The sequence below is a fragment of the Polaromonas sp. SP1 genome (assembly GCF_003711205.1).
In the GTDB taxonomy this organism is placed as follows: Bacteria; Pseudomonadota; Gammaproteobacteria; order Burkholderiales; family Burkholderiaceae_C; genus Polaromonas.
In genome coordinates, this window is sequence record NZ_CP031013.1 from 3,430,948 (window position 1) to 3,447,023 (window position 16,076).

Genomic DNA, 16,076 nt, shown 5'->3' on the forward strand with positions numbered 1-16,076 from the left:
CCCCTCCAGGGGGCGGCGCCTGTGGCCTGGCGGAGCCAGCTCCACGGCGCCTGCTGGGTTTGAGAGGTCTGGCTATTCATGTTTGCCTACATCCTCAAACGCTGCCTGTTGATGATTCCGACCTTGTTCGGGGTGCTGCTGATCACCTTTGTGGTGATGCAGTTTGTGCCGGGCGGGCCGGTCGAGCAATATATGGCCGAGGCCAAGGCCGGTGCGGGCCGCGGCACTGAAGGCGGGGGCCTGAGCTACCGGGGCGGGCAGGGCGTGGACCCGAAGCGGGTCGAGCAGATCAAGGCGCTTTACGGTTTCGACAAACCGGCGCCCGAGCGCTTTTACCTGATGCTCAAGCAGTTCCTGAGCTTCGACCTGGGCAGGAGCTTCTTCCAGAACAAGGAGGTTTGGCAGCTGATCAAGGAGAAGCTGCCGGTTTCCATCAGCCTGGGCCTGTGGACTTTCTTCATCAGCTACCTGGTGGCCGTGCCGCTGGGTGTGGCCAAGGCGGTGCGCGCCGGTTCGCGCTTTGATTTCGTCACCACCTTGCTGGTGCTGGCCGGTTATGCAATACCGGGTTTTGTGCTGGGCGTCGCGCTGCTGGTGATCTTCGGCGGGCAGTTGCAGTGGTTTCCGTTGCGCGGCCTGACCTCGTCCAATTGGGAAACCCTCAGCTGGGGGGCGCGCATCACCGACTACCTCTGGCACATCACCTTGCCCGTCACGGCCATGGTGCTGGGCAGTTTTGCCGTCACGGCCATGTTGACCAAAAACGCCTTTCTCGAGGAAATCCGCAAGCAATACGTGCTGACCGCCCGCGCCAAGGGCCTGGGCGAGCGCCAGGTGCTCTGGAAGCATGTGTTCCGCAATGCGCTGATTCCCATCATCACCGGCTTTCCGGCGGCTTTTATCGGCGCGTTTTTCACCGGCTCGCTGCTGATCGAAACCCTGTTCTCGCTGGACGGCATGGGGCTGCTCAGTTACGAAAGCATCATCCGGCGCGACTACCCGGTTGTGCTGGGCACCCTTTACCTGTTTACCTTGATCGGCTTGTTCACCAAGCTGATTTCCGATTTGTCTTATGTCTGGGTGGATCCGCGTGTCAGATTTGACTAACCCCCCCGAAGCGGCCTCCGGCCGCCTCCCCCCCAGGGGGGCGCCGTTGGCGGACGGGCGAAGCCCGATCCGCGACGGCACTGGCGAAAACCAGTCCCCCGCTGCCAGCCTTAGCCCGATCCGCGGCGGCGCTGAGCAGGAAAAATACGTGTCGAATTCCCCCGCGCGCCGGGCCTGGAGGCGGTTTCGGCGCAACAAGCTCGGGTTCTACAGCCTGGTGCTGTTCTGCACATTGGTGGCGCTGAGCCTTTTTGCAGAGCTGGTTTCAAACGACCGGCCGCTGCTGGTGCGCTATGAGGGTAGCTATTACTTCCCCATGGTCAAGAACTACAGCGAGAAAACCTTTGGCGGTGATTTCGACACGGCGACGGACTACCTGGACCCTTTCATTCGCGAACGGCTGGCGCAGGGCAGCAATTTTGCGCTGTACACGCTCAATCCCTATGGCCCGAATACCCTCAACTATTTTGCGAAAGAGCCCAACCCCTCCAAACCCACACGCGCCAACCTGCTGGGCACCGACGACCGCGGGCGTGACCTGTTGGCCCAGCTGATCTACGGCTTTCGGGTGAGCGTGCTGTTTGCGCTGGCGCTCACGGCCACCGGCGTGCTGCTGGGCCTGCTGACCGGCGCGCTGCAAGGCTACTTCGGCGGTAAAACCGACCTGCTGTTCCAGCGTTTCATCGAGATCTGGGGCTCCATGCCAGAGCTGTATTTGCTGATCATCTTCAGCGCCGTCTTTGCGCCCAGCGTGGCGCTGCTGCTGATCCTCCTCAGCCTGTTCGGCTGGATGGGCTTGTCCGATTACGTGCGCGCCGAGTTCCTGCGCAACCGCCAGATGGACTACGTGCGCGCGGCCCGCGCGCTGGGCGTGGGCAACCTGCAGATCATCTGGCGCCACATCCTGCCCAACAGCCTGACCCCGGTCGTGACCTTCCTGCCGTTTCGCATGAGCGGCGCGATTCTGGCGCTGACCTCGCTCGACTTCCTGGGCCTGGGCGTGCCGCCGGGAACGCCCTCGCTCGGCGAGTTGCTGTCGCAGGGCAAGAACAGCATCGACGCCTGGTGGATTTCGCTGTCCACCTTCGCCGTTCTGGTGATCACCTTGCTGCTGCTGACCTTCATGGGCGACGCCTTGCGCGACGCCATGGACCCCAGGAAGGCCGACTGATGGCCACGCCGCTGCTTGACGTCCAGAACCTGCGGATATCGTTCGCGGGCAAATCCGTGGTCCACGGCATCGATTTTTCCATCGCGCCCGGCGAAAAGCTGGCGCTGGTGGGCGAGTCGGGCTCAGGCAAGACCGTGACGGCGCTGAGCCTGCTGCGGCTGGCGCAAAACGCCGCCGTTAACGGAAAGGCCGTTTTTACCGGCGTCGACGGGGCAGGGCGGACGGCCAGCGGGGCGCCGCCCAGGTCGCCCGTGGACCTGCTGTCTTTGCCGGAGCAGTCGCTGCGCGGGATACGCGGGCGCGACATCGCCATGATCTTCCAGGAGCCGATGACGGCGCTGAACCCCCTGTTCAGCGTGGGCAACCAGATCGCTGAAGTTATACAGCTAAAACAGGGCCTGGCCCAGGCGGAGTCTGCACAAGCCGCTATCAAATTGCTAGCAGATACAGGGATTACCGAGCCTGAAAGGCGGGCCAATTCCTTCCCGCACCAGCTTTCGGGCGGGCAGCGCCAGCGGGCCATGATCGCGATGGCGCTGGCTTGCCAGCCCAGGCTGTTGCTGGCCGACGAGCCCACCACGGCGCTGGACGTCACCCTGCGCGGGCAAATCCTGGACCTGCTGGGCGACTTGCAGCAGCGCAACGGCATGGCGGTGCTGATGATCACCCATGACCTGAACCTGGTGCGCAAGTTCGCCGACCGTGTGGCCGTGATGGAAAACGGCCGCATCGTGGAGCAAGGCCCGGTGGCAGAAGTTTTCGCCCGGCCCCAGCACGCCTACACCCGCAAACTGATCGACAGCAAACCGCAGCGGGACGGGCTGGCCGCGGCGGACGGCGGCGCCGACCGCGATGCGCCCGCCATGAAGGCGGACAAGCTGCGCGTTGCCTACCCGGTGCCCATTCCCGGCATCCGCGGCTGGTTCCGGCATGCCGAATTTGTGGCCGTCAAAAGCGCCAGTTTCCAAATCCCCCCCGGCAGGACGCTGGGCGTGATCGGCGAATCCGGCTCCGGCAAATCCACCCTGGCCCTGGCCAGCCTGGGGCTGCTGCCTTTTTCAGGGGAACTGCAGGCGGCCGGCCAGGCCTGGAGCCGGCAAGCGGCACGCAACAAGGCCATCCGCCGCGCCGTGCAGGTGGTGTTCCAGGACCCGTTTTCCTCGCTGTCGCCCCGCATGACCGTCGAAGCCATCGTGGAAGAGGGCCTTTTGGTGCATGAGCCCGGGCTGGCCGCCCTGGGCCGCAGGGAGCGGGCGCTGCAGGCGCTGGCCGATGTCGGCATGACCGACGCCCAGTTTCCGGGGCTGCTGCAGCGTTATCCGCATGAGTTTTCAGGCGGGCAACGCCAGCGCCTCGCAATTGCCCGCGCGCTGATCGTCAACCCCAGCCTGCTGGTGCTGGACGAACCCACCAGCGCCCTGGATGTGACCATTCAGAAGCAGGTGCTGGGGCTGCTGCAACGGCTACAGCGCGAACGGGGCTTGAGTTATTTGCTGATCACGCACGATGTCGATGTGATTCGTGCCATGGCCCATGAAGTCATGGTGATGAAAGACGGCGACGTGCTGGAAGCAGGTTCGTTGAGCGCTGTGCTGGATACGCCGCAGCATCCTTACACGCGGGTTCTGGTGTCTGCCGCCTGAGGCTGGAGGTCGGAAATTTCTCATAAATCACTTTAACTATAAAAAATAGTAGATTGATTTATATGGATATTTTAGAAAAAAAGTCTTGACTTGAACAAGACCGGCCAAGTCCCATTTATTTTCCCGGGGACTCCTTTTCTTCTCCATTGCATTAGGGTGTTCAAGCGCCGATTGAGGTTTCAGGCTTCAGTCACCAGCTGCATATCTGACAATTCATATTTGCAGCAACGGGTTTCAGGCGTTCCCTTTGGTTTCAGGCACGGAAATTGTTTGCATCGAAGGGCGCGGCACGTTACAATAAGAGCTTCACGACCAAATGGGCGGGTTTTCACCGCCCATTTTTTTTGGGCGTTTGTTTTTGAACGATTGATTTAAACCGGGTATTAAAAGACTGAATGGCATTGCAAGAGACGATTGAGCAAACTGTGACTGGGCTGGGCTACGAGCTGGTCGAGATCGAGCGCACCGGCGGCGGTTTGCTGCGCGTCACGATCGACATGCCCTACGTCCAGGGCGCCGAACAGTTCATCAATGCCGAAGATTGCGAAAAAGTCACCCGCCAGCTCCAGTTTGTGCTGGAAGTCGAAGGCGCCGAATATGCGCGGCTGGAGGTCAGCTCCCCCGGCATCGACAGGCCCCTGCGCAATGAAAAGGATTTTGAGCGTTTTGCCGGGGAGTTGATCGACATCACCCTCAAGGCGCCGATTGGCGTGGCAGCCAGCGCCGGTTCAACCGTCGCGGCCAGCCGCAAGAAATTCCGCGGCACGCTGGAACGTGCCGCGACCGGTACAGCCGGCTGGCAAATCGTCTGGAGCGACGAGCCCGCCGTGAAACCTGGCCAAAAAGTTAGCAAGAAGAAGGTCCCCGCACCGCTGCAGGCGCTGGGTTTTACGCTCGACGAGATCCATCAGGCGCGCCTTGCGCCCGTGGTTGATTTCAAGGGGCGTAAACCCAAAATAGCCCCTGGTGCCGAACCCTCTACAGACAATTAAATTTCAAGAAATGAAGAAAGGCAGGCTTGTGAAATGAATCGCGAACTGTTGATGTTGGTGGATGCCATCTCGCGTGAAAAAAATGTGGAACGTGACGTCGTCTTTGGCGCCGTCGAGCTCGCGCTCGCCTCGGCCACCAAGAAGGTGTACGAAGGCGAAGTGGACATCCGCGTGGCCGTCGACCGCGACAGCGGCAATTACGAGACCTTCCGCCGCTGGCTGGTGGTGCCTGACGAGGCCGGCCTGCAAAACCCTGAAGCCGAAGAGCTGGTCAGCGATGCCCGCGACGAAATCGCCGACATCGAAGAGGGCGACTACATCGAAAAGCCGGTGGAAAGCCTGCCCATCGGCCGTATTGGCGCGCAAGCCGCCAAACAGGTCATCCTGCAAAAGATCCGTGACGCCGAGCGCGAAATGCTGCTCAACGACTTCATGTCGCGCGGCGACAAGATTTTTGTGGGCACCGTCAAGCGCATGGACAAGGGCGACATCATTGTCGAATCCGGCCGTGTTGAAGGCCGCCTGCGCCGTTCCGACATGATCCCGAAGGAAAACCTCCGCTCCGGCGACCGCGTCCGCGCCATGATCATGGAAGTGGACACGACCCTGCGCGGCGCGCCCATCATCCTCTCGCGCACCGCGCCCGAGTACATGATCGAGCTGTTTCGCCAGGAAGTCCCTGAAATCGAGCAGGGCCTGCTGGAGATCAAATCCTGCGCCCGTGACCCCGGCTCTCGCGCCAAGATCGCCGTGCTGTCGCACGACAAGCGCGTCGACCCGATCGGCACCTGCGTCGGCGTTCGCGGCACCCGTGTCAACGGCGTGACCAACGAACTCGCCGGCGAGCGCGTCGACATCGTGCTGTGGAGCGAAGACCCGGCCCAGTTCGTGATCGGTGCGCTGGCTCCGGCCAACGTGTCTTCCATCGTGGTGGACGAAGAGCGCCACGCCATGGACGTCGTCGTCGATGAAGAAAACCTGGCGATTTCGATCGGCCGGGGCGGGCAGAACGTGCGCCTTGCCGCCGAGCTGACCGGCTGGAAGATCAACATCATGACGGCCGACGAGTCTGCCCAGAAGCAGGCCACCGAAACCGACACCAGCCGCAAGCTTTTCATGGAAAAGCTCGACGTGGACGAGGAAATCGCCGACATCCTGATCTCCGAAGGCTTTACCAGCCTGGAAGAAGTGGCTTATGTGCCGCTGCAGGAAATGCTGGAGATCGAATCCTTCGACGAAGACACCGTCAATGAGCTGCGCACGCGCGCCAAAGACGCACTCTTGACGATGGAAATCGCCAAGGAAGAAAATGCCGAAGGCGTTTCGCAGAACCTGCGCGACGTTGAAGGCCTCACGCCTGAGCTGATCGCCAAACTTACGGAAGCGGGCATCAGCACCCGCGACGACCTGGCCGATCTGGCTGTGGACGAACTTACCGATATCACCGGCCAGTCTGCGGACGAAGCCAAAGCCCTGATCATGACCGCTCGCGCGCATTGGTTTACCGATGAGCCCGCTGCCGCTGACACCCCTGCACCCGCAGCGGCCCAAGAGCAATGATCATGAAAGGCCTGCAGGAAAAAAACATATGTCCAGTACCACTACCGTCGCTGAATTCGCAGCTGAACTCAATAAATCTCCCGCCACGCTGATCGAGCAATTGACCAGCGCCGGGGTTGCCAAGGCGCAAGCCAGCGACCCCCTGTCCGAGGCGGACAAGCAGAAGCTCCTGGGCTATCTGCAGGCCAGCCATGGCACCGTCACGGCCGAGCGCAAAAAAATCACGCTGGTGAAAAAGTCCACCAGCGAAATCAAGCAGGCCGACGCCACCGGCAAAGCCCGCACCATCCAGGTGGAAGTCCGCAAAAAGCGCACCTTCGTCAAACGCGAGGACGGCTCCGACCTGCCCGCGGAAGAAGTCCAGCCTGAAGTGGCTGCAGCGCCGCAGGCGCCCGTCATCGACCAGGCCGAACTCATCCGCCGCGAGGAAGAAGCCAGCCGGCACGCAGAATTGCTGCGCCGCCAGGAGCAGGAACTCGCCGAAAAACGCCGTCTGCGTGAAGAGCAGGACGCCAAGGACGCCGCCCGCGAGCAGGAACGCCTGGCCGCCGAGCACACCGCCCAGGCGGCCGCCGCCGCTGCTGAAGCCGCCGTCGTCAAGAAGGCCAAGCCCGCCGGAAAAGCCAAGGAAGCCGCTCCGGCCACGGCCGAAACGGCCAAGGCCGCAGAGACCGCCGCCGCCGAGCAAGCCACCAAGTCGGCTGATGCCGCCGCGGCCGCCGCTGCCGCCAAAGCCAAGGCCACCGCTGAATTCCAGGCCGATGCCGCCAAGGCGCAAGAGCTGCAGGATCGCCGCCGCAAGGCCGAGGCCGAGGCGGCCGGCATCCGCGCCATGATGTCGGCGCCCAAGCGCGTCCTGGTGCCGCACGTCGACCCCAAGGCCGCCATCAAGGGCACGTTGCACAAACCGGCCGGCGCGCCGGGCGCAGCCGCCAGGCCCGGCGCTCCCGCTGCTGCGGGCGCACCGGCCGCAGCAGGCAAGAAAGAAGTCAAGTCGGAGAACCTGTCTTCGACCTGGAAAGACGACGCAGCCAAGAAAAAGGGCATCCCGAGCCGTGGCGCGCCCGTCGTGCCGGGCCGTGGCAATTTCCGCAGCGGCCCGCGCGGCCGCCGCAGCAACGACCGCGAAGCACGTCCGGAATCCACGTTTGTGGCGCCGACCGAGTTCAAGGTCATTGAAGTGCACGTGCCCGAAACCATCACCGTGGCCGAACTCGCCCACAAGATGAGCGTCAAGTCTTCCGAGGTGATCAAGCACTTGATGAAGCTTGGCCAGATGGTCACCATCAACCAGCCGCTGGACCAGGACACCGCCATGATCGTGGTGGAAGAAATGGGCCACAAGGCGGTCACCGCCGCGCTGGACGATCCGGAAGCCTTTACCGACGAAGACGTCCATGGCCAGCAGGCAGAACTTCTGCCGCGCGCACCGGTTGTCACGGTCATGGGCCACGTCGATCACGGCAAGACCTCGCTGCTGGACTACATCCGCCGCGCCAAGGTGGCCGCGGGCGAAGCCGGCGGCATTACCCAGCACATCGGCGCCTACCACGTGGAAACCCCGCGCGGCATGGTGTCCTTCCTGGATACCCCGGGCCACGAGGCGTTCACAGCCATGCGTGCCCGTGGCGCTCAGGCGACCGACATCGTGATTCTGGTGGTGGCTGCCGACGACGGCGTGATGCCGCAAACCAAGGAAGCCATCAAGCACGCCAAGGCGGCTGGCGTTCCCATCGTGGTTGCCATCAACAAGATCGACAAGCCGGGCATCAACCTGGAACGCGTCAAGGGCGAGCTGGTCACCGAAGAAGTGATTCCCGAAGAGTTCGGCGGTGATGTGCCTTTTGTGGGTGTCTCCGCCCATACCGGCGCCGGCATCGACGCCCTGCTGGAGCAGGTGCTGCTGCAGGCCGAAGTGCTTGAGCTGAAGGCGCCGGTGGATGCACTGGCCAAGGGCCTCGTCATTGAAGCCCAGCTGGACAAGGGCCGCGGCCCCGTGGCCACCGTGCTGATCCAGGCCGGTACGCTCAAAGCCGGCGATGTGGTGCTGGCCGGCTCGACCTACGGCCGCGTGCGCGCCATGCTGGACGAAAACGGCAAGCCGATCAAGAGCGCGGGTCCGTCGATCCCGGTCGAGATCCAGGGCCTGACCGACGTGCCCCAGGCCGGCGATGAGTTCATGGTGATGACCGACGAGCGCCGCGCCCGTGAAATCGCCACCTACCGCGCCGGCAAGTTCCGCAATACCAAACTGGCCAAGCAACAGGCCGCCAAGCTGGAGAACATGTTCTCCGACATCGGCGCCGGCGAAGTCAAAATGCTGCCCATCATCATCAAGGCCGATGTGCAGGGTTCGCAGGAAGCCCTGGCCCAGTCGCTGCTCAAGCTGTCGACAGACGAGGTCAAGGTCCAGCTGGTGTACTCCGGGGTCGGCGGTATTTCCGAGTCCGACGTCAATCTGGCCATCGCCTCCAAGGCGGTGGTGATCGGCTTCAACACCCGCGCCGATGCCCAGGCCCGCAAGCAGGCCGAAAACAACGGCGTGGACATTCGTTACTACAACATCATTTATGACGCTGTGGACGAGTTGCGCTCCGCGATGTCGGGCATGCTGACGCCGGACAAGAAGGAAGAAGTCATCGGCAATGCCGAGATCCGCCAGGTGTTCAAGGTCAGCAAGATCGGCTCGATCGCCGGCTGTATGGTCACCGCCGGTGTGGTTCGCCGCAACGCACGCCTGCGCCTCTTGCGCGAGAACGTGGTCATCTTCACGGGTGAACTCGACTCGCTCAAGCGCTTCAAGGACGACGTCAAGGAAGTCAAGGAAGGCTTCGAGTGCGGCTTGAACGTCAAGGGCTACAACGACATCCAGGTTGGCGACATCCTGGAATTCTTCGAAATCAGGGAAGTGGCCCGGACGCTGGAGGCCTGAAGCCCGGCCGGCCGGCAAGCCCTTCAAGCTGCCGGCCACCGCCCAACAGGCCCCACCATTTTTTGACATGCGTAAAAAATCTTCCACCCCCAACCGCGGCTTTCGCGTTGCCGATCAGATCCAGCGGGATCTGACGGAGCTGATCGCGCGCGAGTTGAAAGACCCGCGGGTCGGGATGGTGACCATCCAGGCCGTCGAGGTGACGGCCGACTATGCGCATGCCAAGGTGTATTTCAGCGTGCTCGTCGGCGACCCGAAAGAGTGCGAAGAAGCGCTCAACCAGGCGGCCGGCTTCCTGCGCAACGGCCTGTTCAAGCGCCTGATGACGCACACGGTGCCGACCCTGCACTTCCACTTCGACCGCACGACGGAACGTGCGGCCGACATGAACGCCTTGATTGCCAAGGCGGTTTCTTCTCGCGCGCAAGACGACTGAGTTCGCGCCGTTTCCCTTGATGACAGGTTCAGGGACAACGGTGCCAACGGAGCGCCCGGGCCAGCCCGCGCGCTGAGCCTGTCGGAATTTATGACGCAAACCTCTTCACATCGCCAGAAAATCCAGCGACGTCCCGTGCACGGCGTGCTGCTGCTCGACAAGCCGCTGGGCCTGTCGAGCAATCAGGCCTTGCAGAAGGCCAAATGGCTGCTGCGCGCCGACAAGGCCGGCCACACCGGCACGCTGGACCCGCTGGCCACCGGCGTGCTGCCGCTGTGCTTCGGCGCGGCGACCAAATTCAGCCAGATCCAGCTCGACGCCGACAAGACCTACGAGGCCGTGTTGCTGCTGGGCCAGAAAACCACGACAGCCGACGCCGAAGGCGACGTGATCGAAACCCGGCCTGTGCCCGAGATCACGCCCGCCTTGCTCGAGGCCCTGACGGCGCGTTTCACCGGCCCGCTGGCGCAGATCCCGCCGATGTACTCGGCGCTCAAGAAAGACGGCAAGGCGCTGTATGAATACGCCCGCAAGGGCGAAGACGTGGAGCGGGAAGCCCGCCATATCACGATTTTCAAGCTGAATATGGCTCTGGCCCAAGACAGCCGTGCACCTGCTGCTATCAAAATAATAGTGACCTGCAGCAAAGGCACCTACATCCGAACGCTGGGCGAAGACATCGGCGAGGCCATCGGTTGCGGCGCCCACCTCGGCTCGCTCAGGCGGCTGGAGACCGGCGGCTACGGGACGCAGCAGTGCGTGACCTTGCCGGCGCTGGAGGCCATGACCGAGCCCGAACGCGAAGCCTGCCTGCTGCCGGCGCAGTCGCTGGTGTCGGCGTACCCGTCTGTCACATTGGACGCCGACAATGCAGGGCGGTTTTTAAGCGGCCTGCGCCGCCGGGGCGAGCCCGGCCAGTGGGGCGCCGATGCGCCGCTGGTGCAGGTTTACGGCACTGCACCCCCGGCCTTCCTGGGCTCGGCCCATGTGACGGCCGACGAATTGATTCCGCAGCGTCTGCTGAGCCCGATTGAAATACAGGACATCCTGCAAGCCGCCAAAACGCGTGCCGAACTTTTTTCACCCGATCCCGCTGCCGCGCCCACCGGCGCCGAAGCTCCTTCTTTCCAACATTAACCCGTACCGTTTCGAGTCTTCCTGAAAGCCAACCATGAGCCATAAACAAATCCGCAATATCGCCATCATCGCCCACGTTGACCATGGCAAAACCACCATGGTTGACCAGTTGCTGCGCCAGTCCGGCACCTTTGCCGAGCACGAAAAGGTGGTCGACACCGTGATGGACAACAACGCGATCGAAAAAGAACGCGGCATCACCATCCTGGCCAAGAACTGCGCCGTGACCTGGGAAGGCACGCACATCAACATCGTCGACACCCCGGGCCACGCCGACTTCGGCGGTGAAGTGGAGCGCGCGCTGTCCATGGTCGACGGTGTGGTGCTGCTGATCGATGCGCAGGAAGGCCCCATGCCCCAGACGCGTTTCGTGACCAAGAAGGCCCTGGCGCTGGGCCTCAAGCCCATCGTCGTGGTCAACAAGGTCGACAAGCCGGGCGCCAACCCCGACAAGGTCATCAACGCCGCTTTCGACCTGTTCGACAAGCTGGGCGCGACCGACGAGCAACTCGATTTCCCGGTGGTGTACGCCTCGGGCATCAACGGCTGGTCTTCGCTCGAAGAAGGCCCGCCGAACGAGCAGTGGGGCCCCGACATGTCGGCGCTCTTCAACACCATCCTCAAGCACGTGCCTGCGCAAAAGGGTGACCCCGCAGCGCCGCTGCAACTGCAGATTTCCGCCCTCGACTTCTCGACCTTCGTCGGCCGCATCGGCGTGGGCCGTATCAGCCAGGGCACGATCAGGCCCATGATGGACGTGGTTGTCATGGAAGGCCCGGACGGCAAGGCCGTCAAGGGCCGCATCAACCAGGTGCTGACCTTCCAGGGCCTGGAGCGTGTGCAGGCGACCGAAGCCGGCCCCGGCGAGATCGTGCTGATCAACGGCCTGACCGACATCGGCATCGGCGTGACGATCACCGACCCCACCAACCCGGCGCCGCTGCCCATGCTCAAGGTCGATGAGCCGACCCTGACCATGAACTTCTGCGTCAACACCAGCCCGCTGGCCGGCCGTGAAGGCAAGTTCGTCACCAGCCGCCAGATCTGGGACCGCCTGCAGAAAGAGCTGCAGCACAACGTGGCCCTGCGCGTGAAGGAAACCGACGAAGAAGGCATCTTCGAAGTCATGGGCCGTGGTGAGTTGCACCTGACCATCCTGCTGGAAAACATGCGCCGCGAAGGTTATGAAATGGCGGTGTCCAAGCCGCGCGTCGTGATGAAGGACGTCAACGGCGAAAAGCACGAGCCTATCGAACTGGTCACCGCCGACATCGAAGACCAGCACCAGGGCGGCGTGATGCAGGCCCTGGGCGAGCGCAAGGGCGAGCTGGTGAACATGGAGCCGGACGGCCGCGGCCGTGTGCGCCTTGAGTACCGCATCCCGGCGCGCGGCCTGATCGGCTTTACCAACGAGTTCCTGAATCTGACGCGTGGTTCCGGCCTGATCTCCAACATCTTCGACAGCTACGAAGCGCACAAGGGCGACATCGGCGGCCGTAAAAACGGTGTGCTGATCTCGATGGACGACGGTGAAATCTTCACCTACGCCCTGGGCAAGCTGGACGACCGCGGCCGCATGTTCGTGCGCGCCAACGACCCGGTGTACGAGGGCATGATCGTCGGCATCCACAGCCGCGATAACGACCTGGTGGTCAACGCCACGCGTACCAAGCAGCTGACCAACTTCCGCGTCAGCGGCAAGGAAGACGCGATCAAGATCACGCCGCCTATCGAGCTCACGCTCGAATACGGTGTCGAGTTCATTGAGGACGACGAGCTGGTTGAAATCACGCCCAAGTCGGTTCGCCTGCGCAAGCGCCACCTCAAAGAGAGCGATCGCAAGCGCGCCGGACGGTCTTGAGCCCCACGCTGAGTAGCGCCCCCACGGTCGCTCACTTCGTGTAGCTTCCTGCCCCCCGAGGGGGCCGCCCGCCTGCGGTCTGGCAAAGCCAGTCCCGCGGCTCATGCTGGCATGAAGAAAGGGCAGCTCCGTGTAGTGCGGTGAATCGCCAGAAACCAGGCCGCTGTGTGTGTAAGCTCCAGCGGCCTTTTTAACTTTTTTTGTGTTCGCTTTCAGCCTGAATTGATTGCCCATGAAACTCACGCATTCCAAAGCCGTTTTCCTGATGATCCTCGTGACGATGATGTGGTCGATTGCGGGTGTGGTCACGCGTCACCTGGAGTCGGCACGCAGCTTTGAGGTCACGTTCTGGCGCAGCTTTTTCACGGTGGTCTCGCTGCTGGTGATCCTGCCGTTGTGGCAGGGCAGGGCAGTCTTCACCAAAATCCGCAACGGCGGCTCGGCGCTCTGGATCTCCGGCTTTTGCTGGAGCGTGATGTTCACGGCTTTCATGGTGGCGCTGACGCTCACCACGGTGGCCAATGTGCTGGTGACCATGGCGGTCAGCCCCTTCATCACGGCCTTGCTGGCCCGGGCCTTTATCGGCCACAAAATCCCCGGCCGCACCTGGCTGGCCATTGCCATGGCCGGCGCCGGTATTGCCTGGATGTACGGCGGGCAAATGGACCTTTCCAGCCACCTGGGCGGCACGCTGGTGGCCCTGATGGTGCCGCTGGCCAGCGCTAGCAACTGGACGGTGGTGCAGCACAGCCGCGCGCACGGCAAAAACATCGACCTGGTGCCGGCCGTGCTGGTGGGTGCGGTGATTTCGACGCTGGCGACCTTGCCGCTGTCGTTTCCGTTTTCCGCGACGCCGCACGACATCGGCCTGCTGGCCTTGCTGGGCCTGGTCCAGCTGGCCATTCCCTGCGTGTTGTCGGTAATGTGCGCCGGCGTCCTCAAGGCGCCCGAAGTGGCCTTGCTGGCGCTGCTGGAAGTGATTTTCGGGATTTTGCTGGCCTGGTTTGGCGCGGGCGAAGTGCCCGGCGCCAGCGTGCTGACCGGCGGTGCGCTGGTCATAGGCGCATTGGTGGTCAATGAACTGATTGGATGGAGGCAGCGGGCATGAGTGGAATCAGTGGAATGAGCGGAATGAATGCGGAAAGCAAAACCGAGGTGCTGGTGGAGCGGCGTGCAAACGCCGGGCTCATCACCCTGAACCGGCCCAAGGCGCTCAACGCGCTGTCGCTGCAGATGATCCGGGACCTGACCCAGGCCTTGCTGGCCTGGCGTGACGATGCGTCGGTGCAGGTCGTGGCGATTCGCGGCTCCAACAAAAAAGGACAGCCCGGCACGCCTGAAAGCCTTTTTGGCGGTTTCTCGGCGGGCGGCGACATCCGCTTCTTTCACCAGGCCGTGCTGGCCGGTGACCCGGCGCTCGAAGACTTCTTCACCGAGGAATATGCCCTCAACCACCTGATCCACACCTATCCCAAGCCGTACATCGCCTTCATGGACGGCGTGGTCATGGGCGGCGGCATGGGCATCAGCCAGGGCGCGCGTGTGCGCATCGTGACGGAACACACCAAGATGGCCATGCCGGAGACCAACATCGGGCTGTTTCCGGACGTGGGCGGTGGCTACTTCCTGAGCCGCTGCCCCGGACACGCCGGCGAATACCTTGCGCTGACGGGCGACGTCATCGGTGCAGACGACGCGCTGGCTTACGGGCTGGCGGACGTCAAGGTCGATGCAGCGCGCCAGCCGGCGCTGTGGGACGCCCTGGGCAATGAGTCATTTGCTTCGACCGCAGATGCTGAGCGATGGATTGCTACTGAATTGATAGCTAAAAGTCCAGGTTCCACCTGGGCTGGAGGCCAAATCGACACTTATTTCTCGCTGGACCGCGTGAAACACATCGTCGACGCGCTGGAAGCTTCGTCCGAGCCTTGGGCCGTCAAAACGGCGGCCACCCTGCGCAAACGCTCGCCCTTGATGCTGCACGTGACGCTCGAGCAGATCCGCCGCGCCCGCAGCATTAGCCTGGCGGACAACCTGCGCATGGAGCGAGACATGGTGCACCAGTGCTTTCACTTGCGGCCAGGCACGGCGAGCGAGACCGTCGAGGGCATACGCGCGCTGGCTATCGACAAGGATTACAAACCGCAGTGGAACCCGGCGCGCATTGAAGACGTGAAGCCGGACATGGTGAAAGCGTTTTTTGCCAGCCCGTGGACGGCCCAAACGCATCCTTTGCGTGGCTTGACGTAAAAAGCGCTTTACCAGGCCAGTTACGCTATTAAATCGATAGCTGAAAGCCTATGTACCGCCTGGGCTGGAGGCGGATTTCATTTAAATTTGCGGGCCGGGCCTCAGAGTTGCTGATACACCAGCTGCGCCAGCCTCATCAGCTCTTCCCGTGAAACTGCGCCGCTCAGCGCATACCCAAAGCCCTGGTCCACCCAATAAAACGAGGGCACAGGCCCGTCGCCGCTGTAGCGGAAGGCGGTTTCCAGGCTGCCAGGCTGGGGTGCAACCGGGGGAGGTGCAAGGCTGACTGAAGCACCGGAAGCACCGGAAGCACCGGAAGCGGTGGCATCCAGCGCCCCCAGGTACAGCGTCAAACGCAGGCCGGCCGCGTTCTGGAACATGAACTGCGCCCGGGCGCCGCCGTCACCGGACAGCAGCCGCCCGCCGACCAGCTCATAGCCTTGCGAAGCCAGCACCGGAACCTTCAGCGGGCGCCCCACACGTTTGGACAGCCACTGCACCAGATGGTCTTGCTGCGCGGCTGTGACCTCGACCGGGTGGCGCACCTCGGGTGAGAACACCGCGTGCGCCAGCGAGGCCTGGCGTACAAAGGATTGGGAAGATTGCATCGCAAGCTGCCCCCGCGCCGGGCCGCCGATCTGGCCACGCGACAGCCAGCCCACACCAAAAGCCAGCATCACCGCCGCCGCCATGCCGCCCCAGCGCTGCCATTGCCCGATCCGGCGCCTGCCGGCCTCGCCGCGCCGCGCTGCCGCCAGCAGCGCATCGGGAATGGCTTCGTCCAGCACCGGGCGGTGCAGCGCGCGCAAGGCCTCGCGTTGGGACTTCCACGCGGCCAGGGTCTCGCGGGCAGCGGCATCGCCGGCCAGCAGGGCCTCCAGCTCCGCACGCCGTGCGGGCGGCAACTGGCCGTCGACCATGGCATTGATCTGGTCGTGCATCGGTTCGCCGTGAGGGTCAAGGGAAGTGCCTTGCGGTTTGTCCATG

The 16,076-nt window shown here is 63.1% G+C and carries 12 protein-coding genes; 11 read left to right on the forward strand and 1 reads right to left on the reverse strand.

The window, feature by feature from the left end:
* Positions 1-78 precede the first annotated feature (78 nt).
* The 11 genes from DT070_RS16360 to DT070_RS16410 all read left to right on the forward strand — a co-directional run bounded on the left by DT070_RS16360 (position 79) and on the right by DT070_RS16410 (position 15,089).
* The gene (locus DT070_RS16360) at positions 79-1,107 is read left to right on the forward strand and encodes a microcin C ABC transporter permease YejB (RefSeq protein ID WP_122956355.1); all 1,029 of its coding nucleotides are present in this window, start codon (positions 79-81) and stop codon (positions 1,105-1,107) included.
* Positions 1,073-2,278: an ABC transporter permease gene (locus DT070_RS16365; protein ID WP_369973883.1), complete on the forward strand. Its 1,206-nt coding sequence runs from the start codon at positions 1,073-1,075 to the stop codon at positions 2,276-2,278. The genes DT070_RS16360 and DT070_RS16365 overlap by 35 nt, the downstream gene beginning before the upstream one ends.
* The gene (locus DT070_RS16370) at positions 2,278-3,921 is read left to right on the forward strand and encodes an ABC transporter ATP-binding protein (protein ID WP_122956356.1); all 1,644 of its coding nucleotides are present in this window, start codon (positions 2,278-2,280) and stop codon (positions 3,919-3,921) included. The genes DT070_RS16365 and DT070_RS16370 overlap by 1 nt, the downstream gene beginning before the upstream one ends.
* Positions 3,922-4,316: 395 nt before the next feature.
* On the forward strand, positions 4,317-4,913 hold the full coding sequence (gene rimP, locus DT070_RS16375) for a ribosome maturation factor RimP (protein WP_122956357.1): 597 nt from the start codon (positions 4,317-4,319) through the stop codon (positions 4,911-4,913).
* Positions 4,914-4,946: 33 nt separating this feature from the next.
* Complete coding sequence (nusA, locus tag DT070_RS16380; protein ID WP_092127446.1) at positions 4,947-6,473, forward strand: transcription termination factor NusA; 1,527 nt, start codon at positions 4,947-4,949, stop codon at positions 6,471-6,473.
* A gap of 28 nt (positions 6,474-6,501) precedes the next feature.
* Positions 6,502-9,405 (forward strand): translation initiation factor IF-2, encoded by a 2,904-nt coding sequence (gene infB, locus DT070_RS16385; RefSeq protein WP_122957449.1) that lies wholly within the window; start codon positions 6,502-6,504, stop codon positions 9,403-9,405.
* Between the two features lie 67 nt (positions 9,406-9,472).
* Entirely contained in the window at positions 9,473-9,841 is a 369-nt protein-coding gene (rbfA, locus tag DT070_RS16390; protein ID WP_122956358.1) for a 30S ribosome-binding factor RbfA, read from the forward strand.
* A 90-nt stretch (positions 9,842-9,931) separates the two neighbouring features.
* Positions 9,932-10,978 (forward strand): tRNA pseudouridine(55) synthase TruB, encoded by a 1,047-nt coding sequence (gene truB, locus DT070_RS16395; RefSeq protein ID WP_122956359.1) that lies wholly within the window; start codon positions 9,932-9,934, stop codon positions 10,976-10,978.
* 34 nt (positions 10,979-11,012) lie between these two features.
* Positions 11,013-12,839, forward strand: coding sequence for a translational GTPase TypA (gene typA, locus DT070_RS16400; RefSeq protein WP_122956360.1), 1,827 nt, complete (start codon positions 11,013-11,015; stop codon positions 12,837-12,839).
* A gap of 232 nt (positions 12,840-13,071) precedes the next feature.
* Positions 13,072-13,947 (forward strand): DMT family transporter, encoded by an 876-nt coding sequence (locus DT070_RS16405; RefSeq protein ID WP_122956361.1) that lies wholly within the window; start codon positions 13,072-13,074, stop codon positions 13,945-13,947.
* 14 nt (positions 13,948-13,961) lie between these two features.
* A complete protein-coding gene (locus DT070_RS16410) occupies positions 13,962-15,089 on the forward strand; it encodes an enoyl-CoA hydratase/isomerase family protein (protein ID WP_122956362.1) in 1,128 nt (375 codons plus the stop codon).
* 101 nt (positions 15,090-15,190) lie between these two features.
* Here DT070_RS16410 and DT070_RS16415 read toward each other — a convergent pair whose 3' ends face one another.
* Positions 15,191-16,075: an anti-sigma factor gene (locus DT070_RS16415; RefSeq protein ID WP_122956363.1), complete on the reverse strand. Its 885-nt coding sequence runs from the start codon at positions 16,073-16,075 to the stop codon at positions 15,191-15,193.
* Position 16,076: the final 1 nt, after the last annotated feature.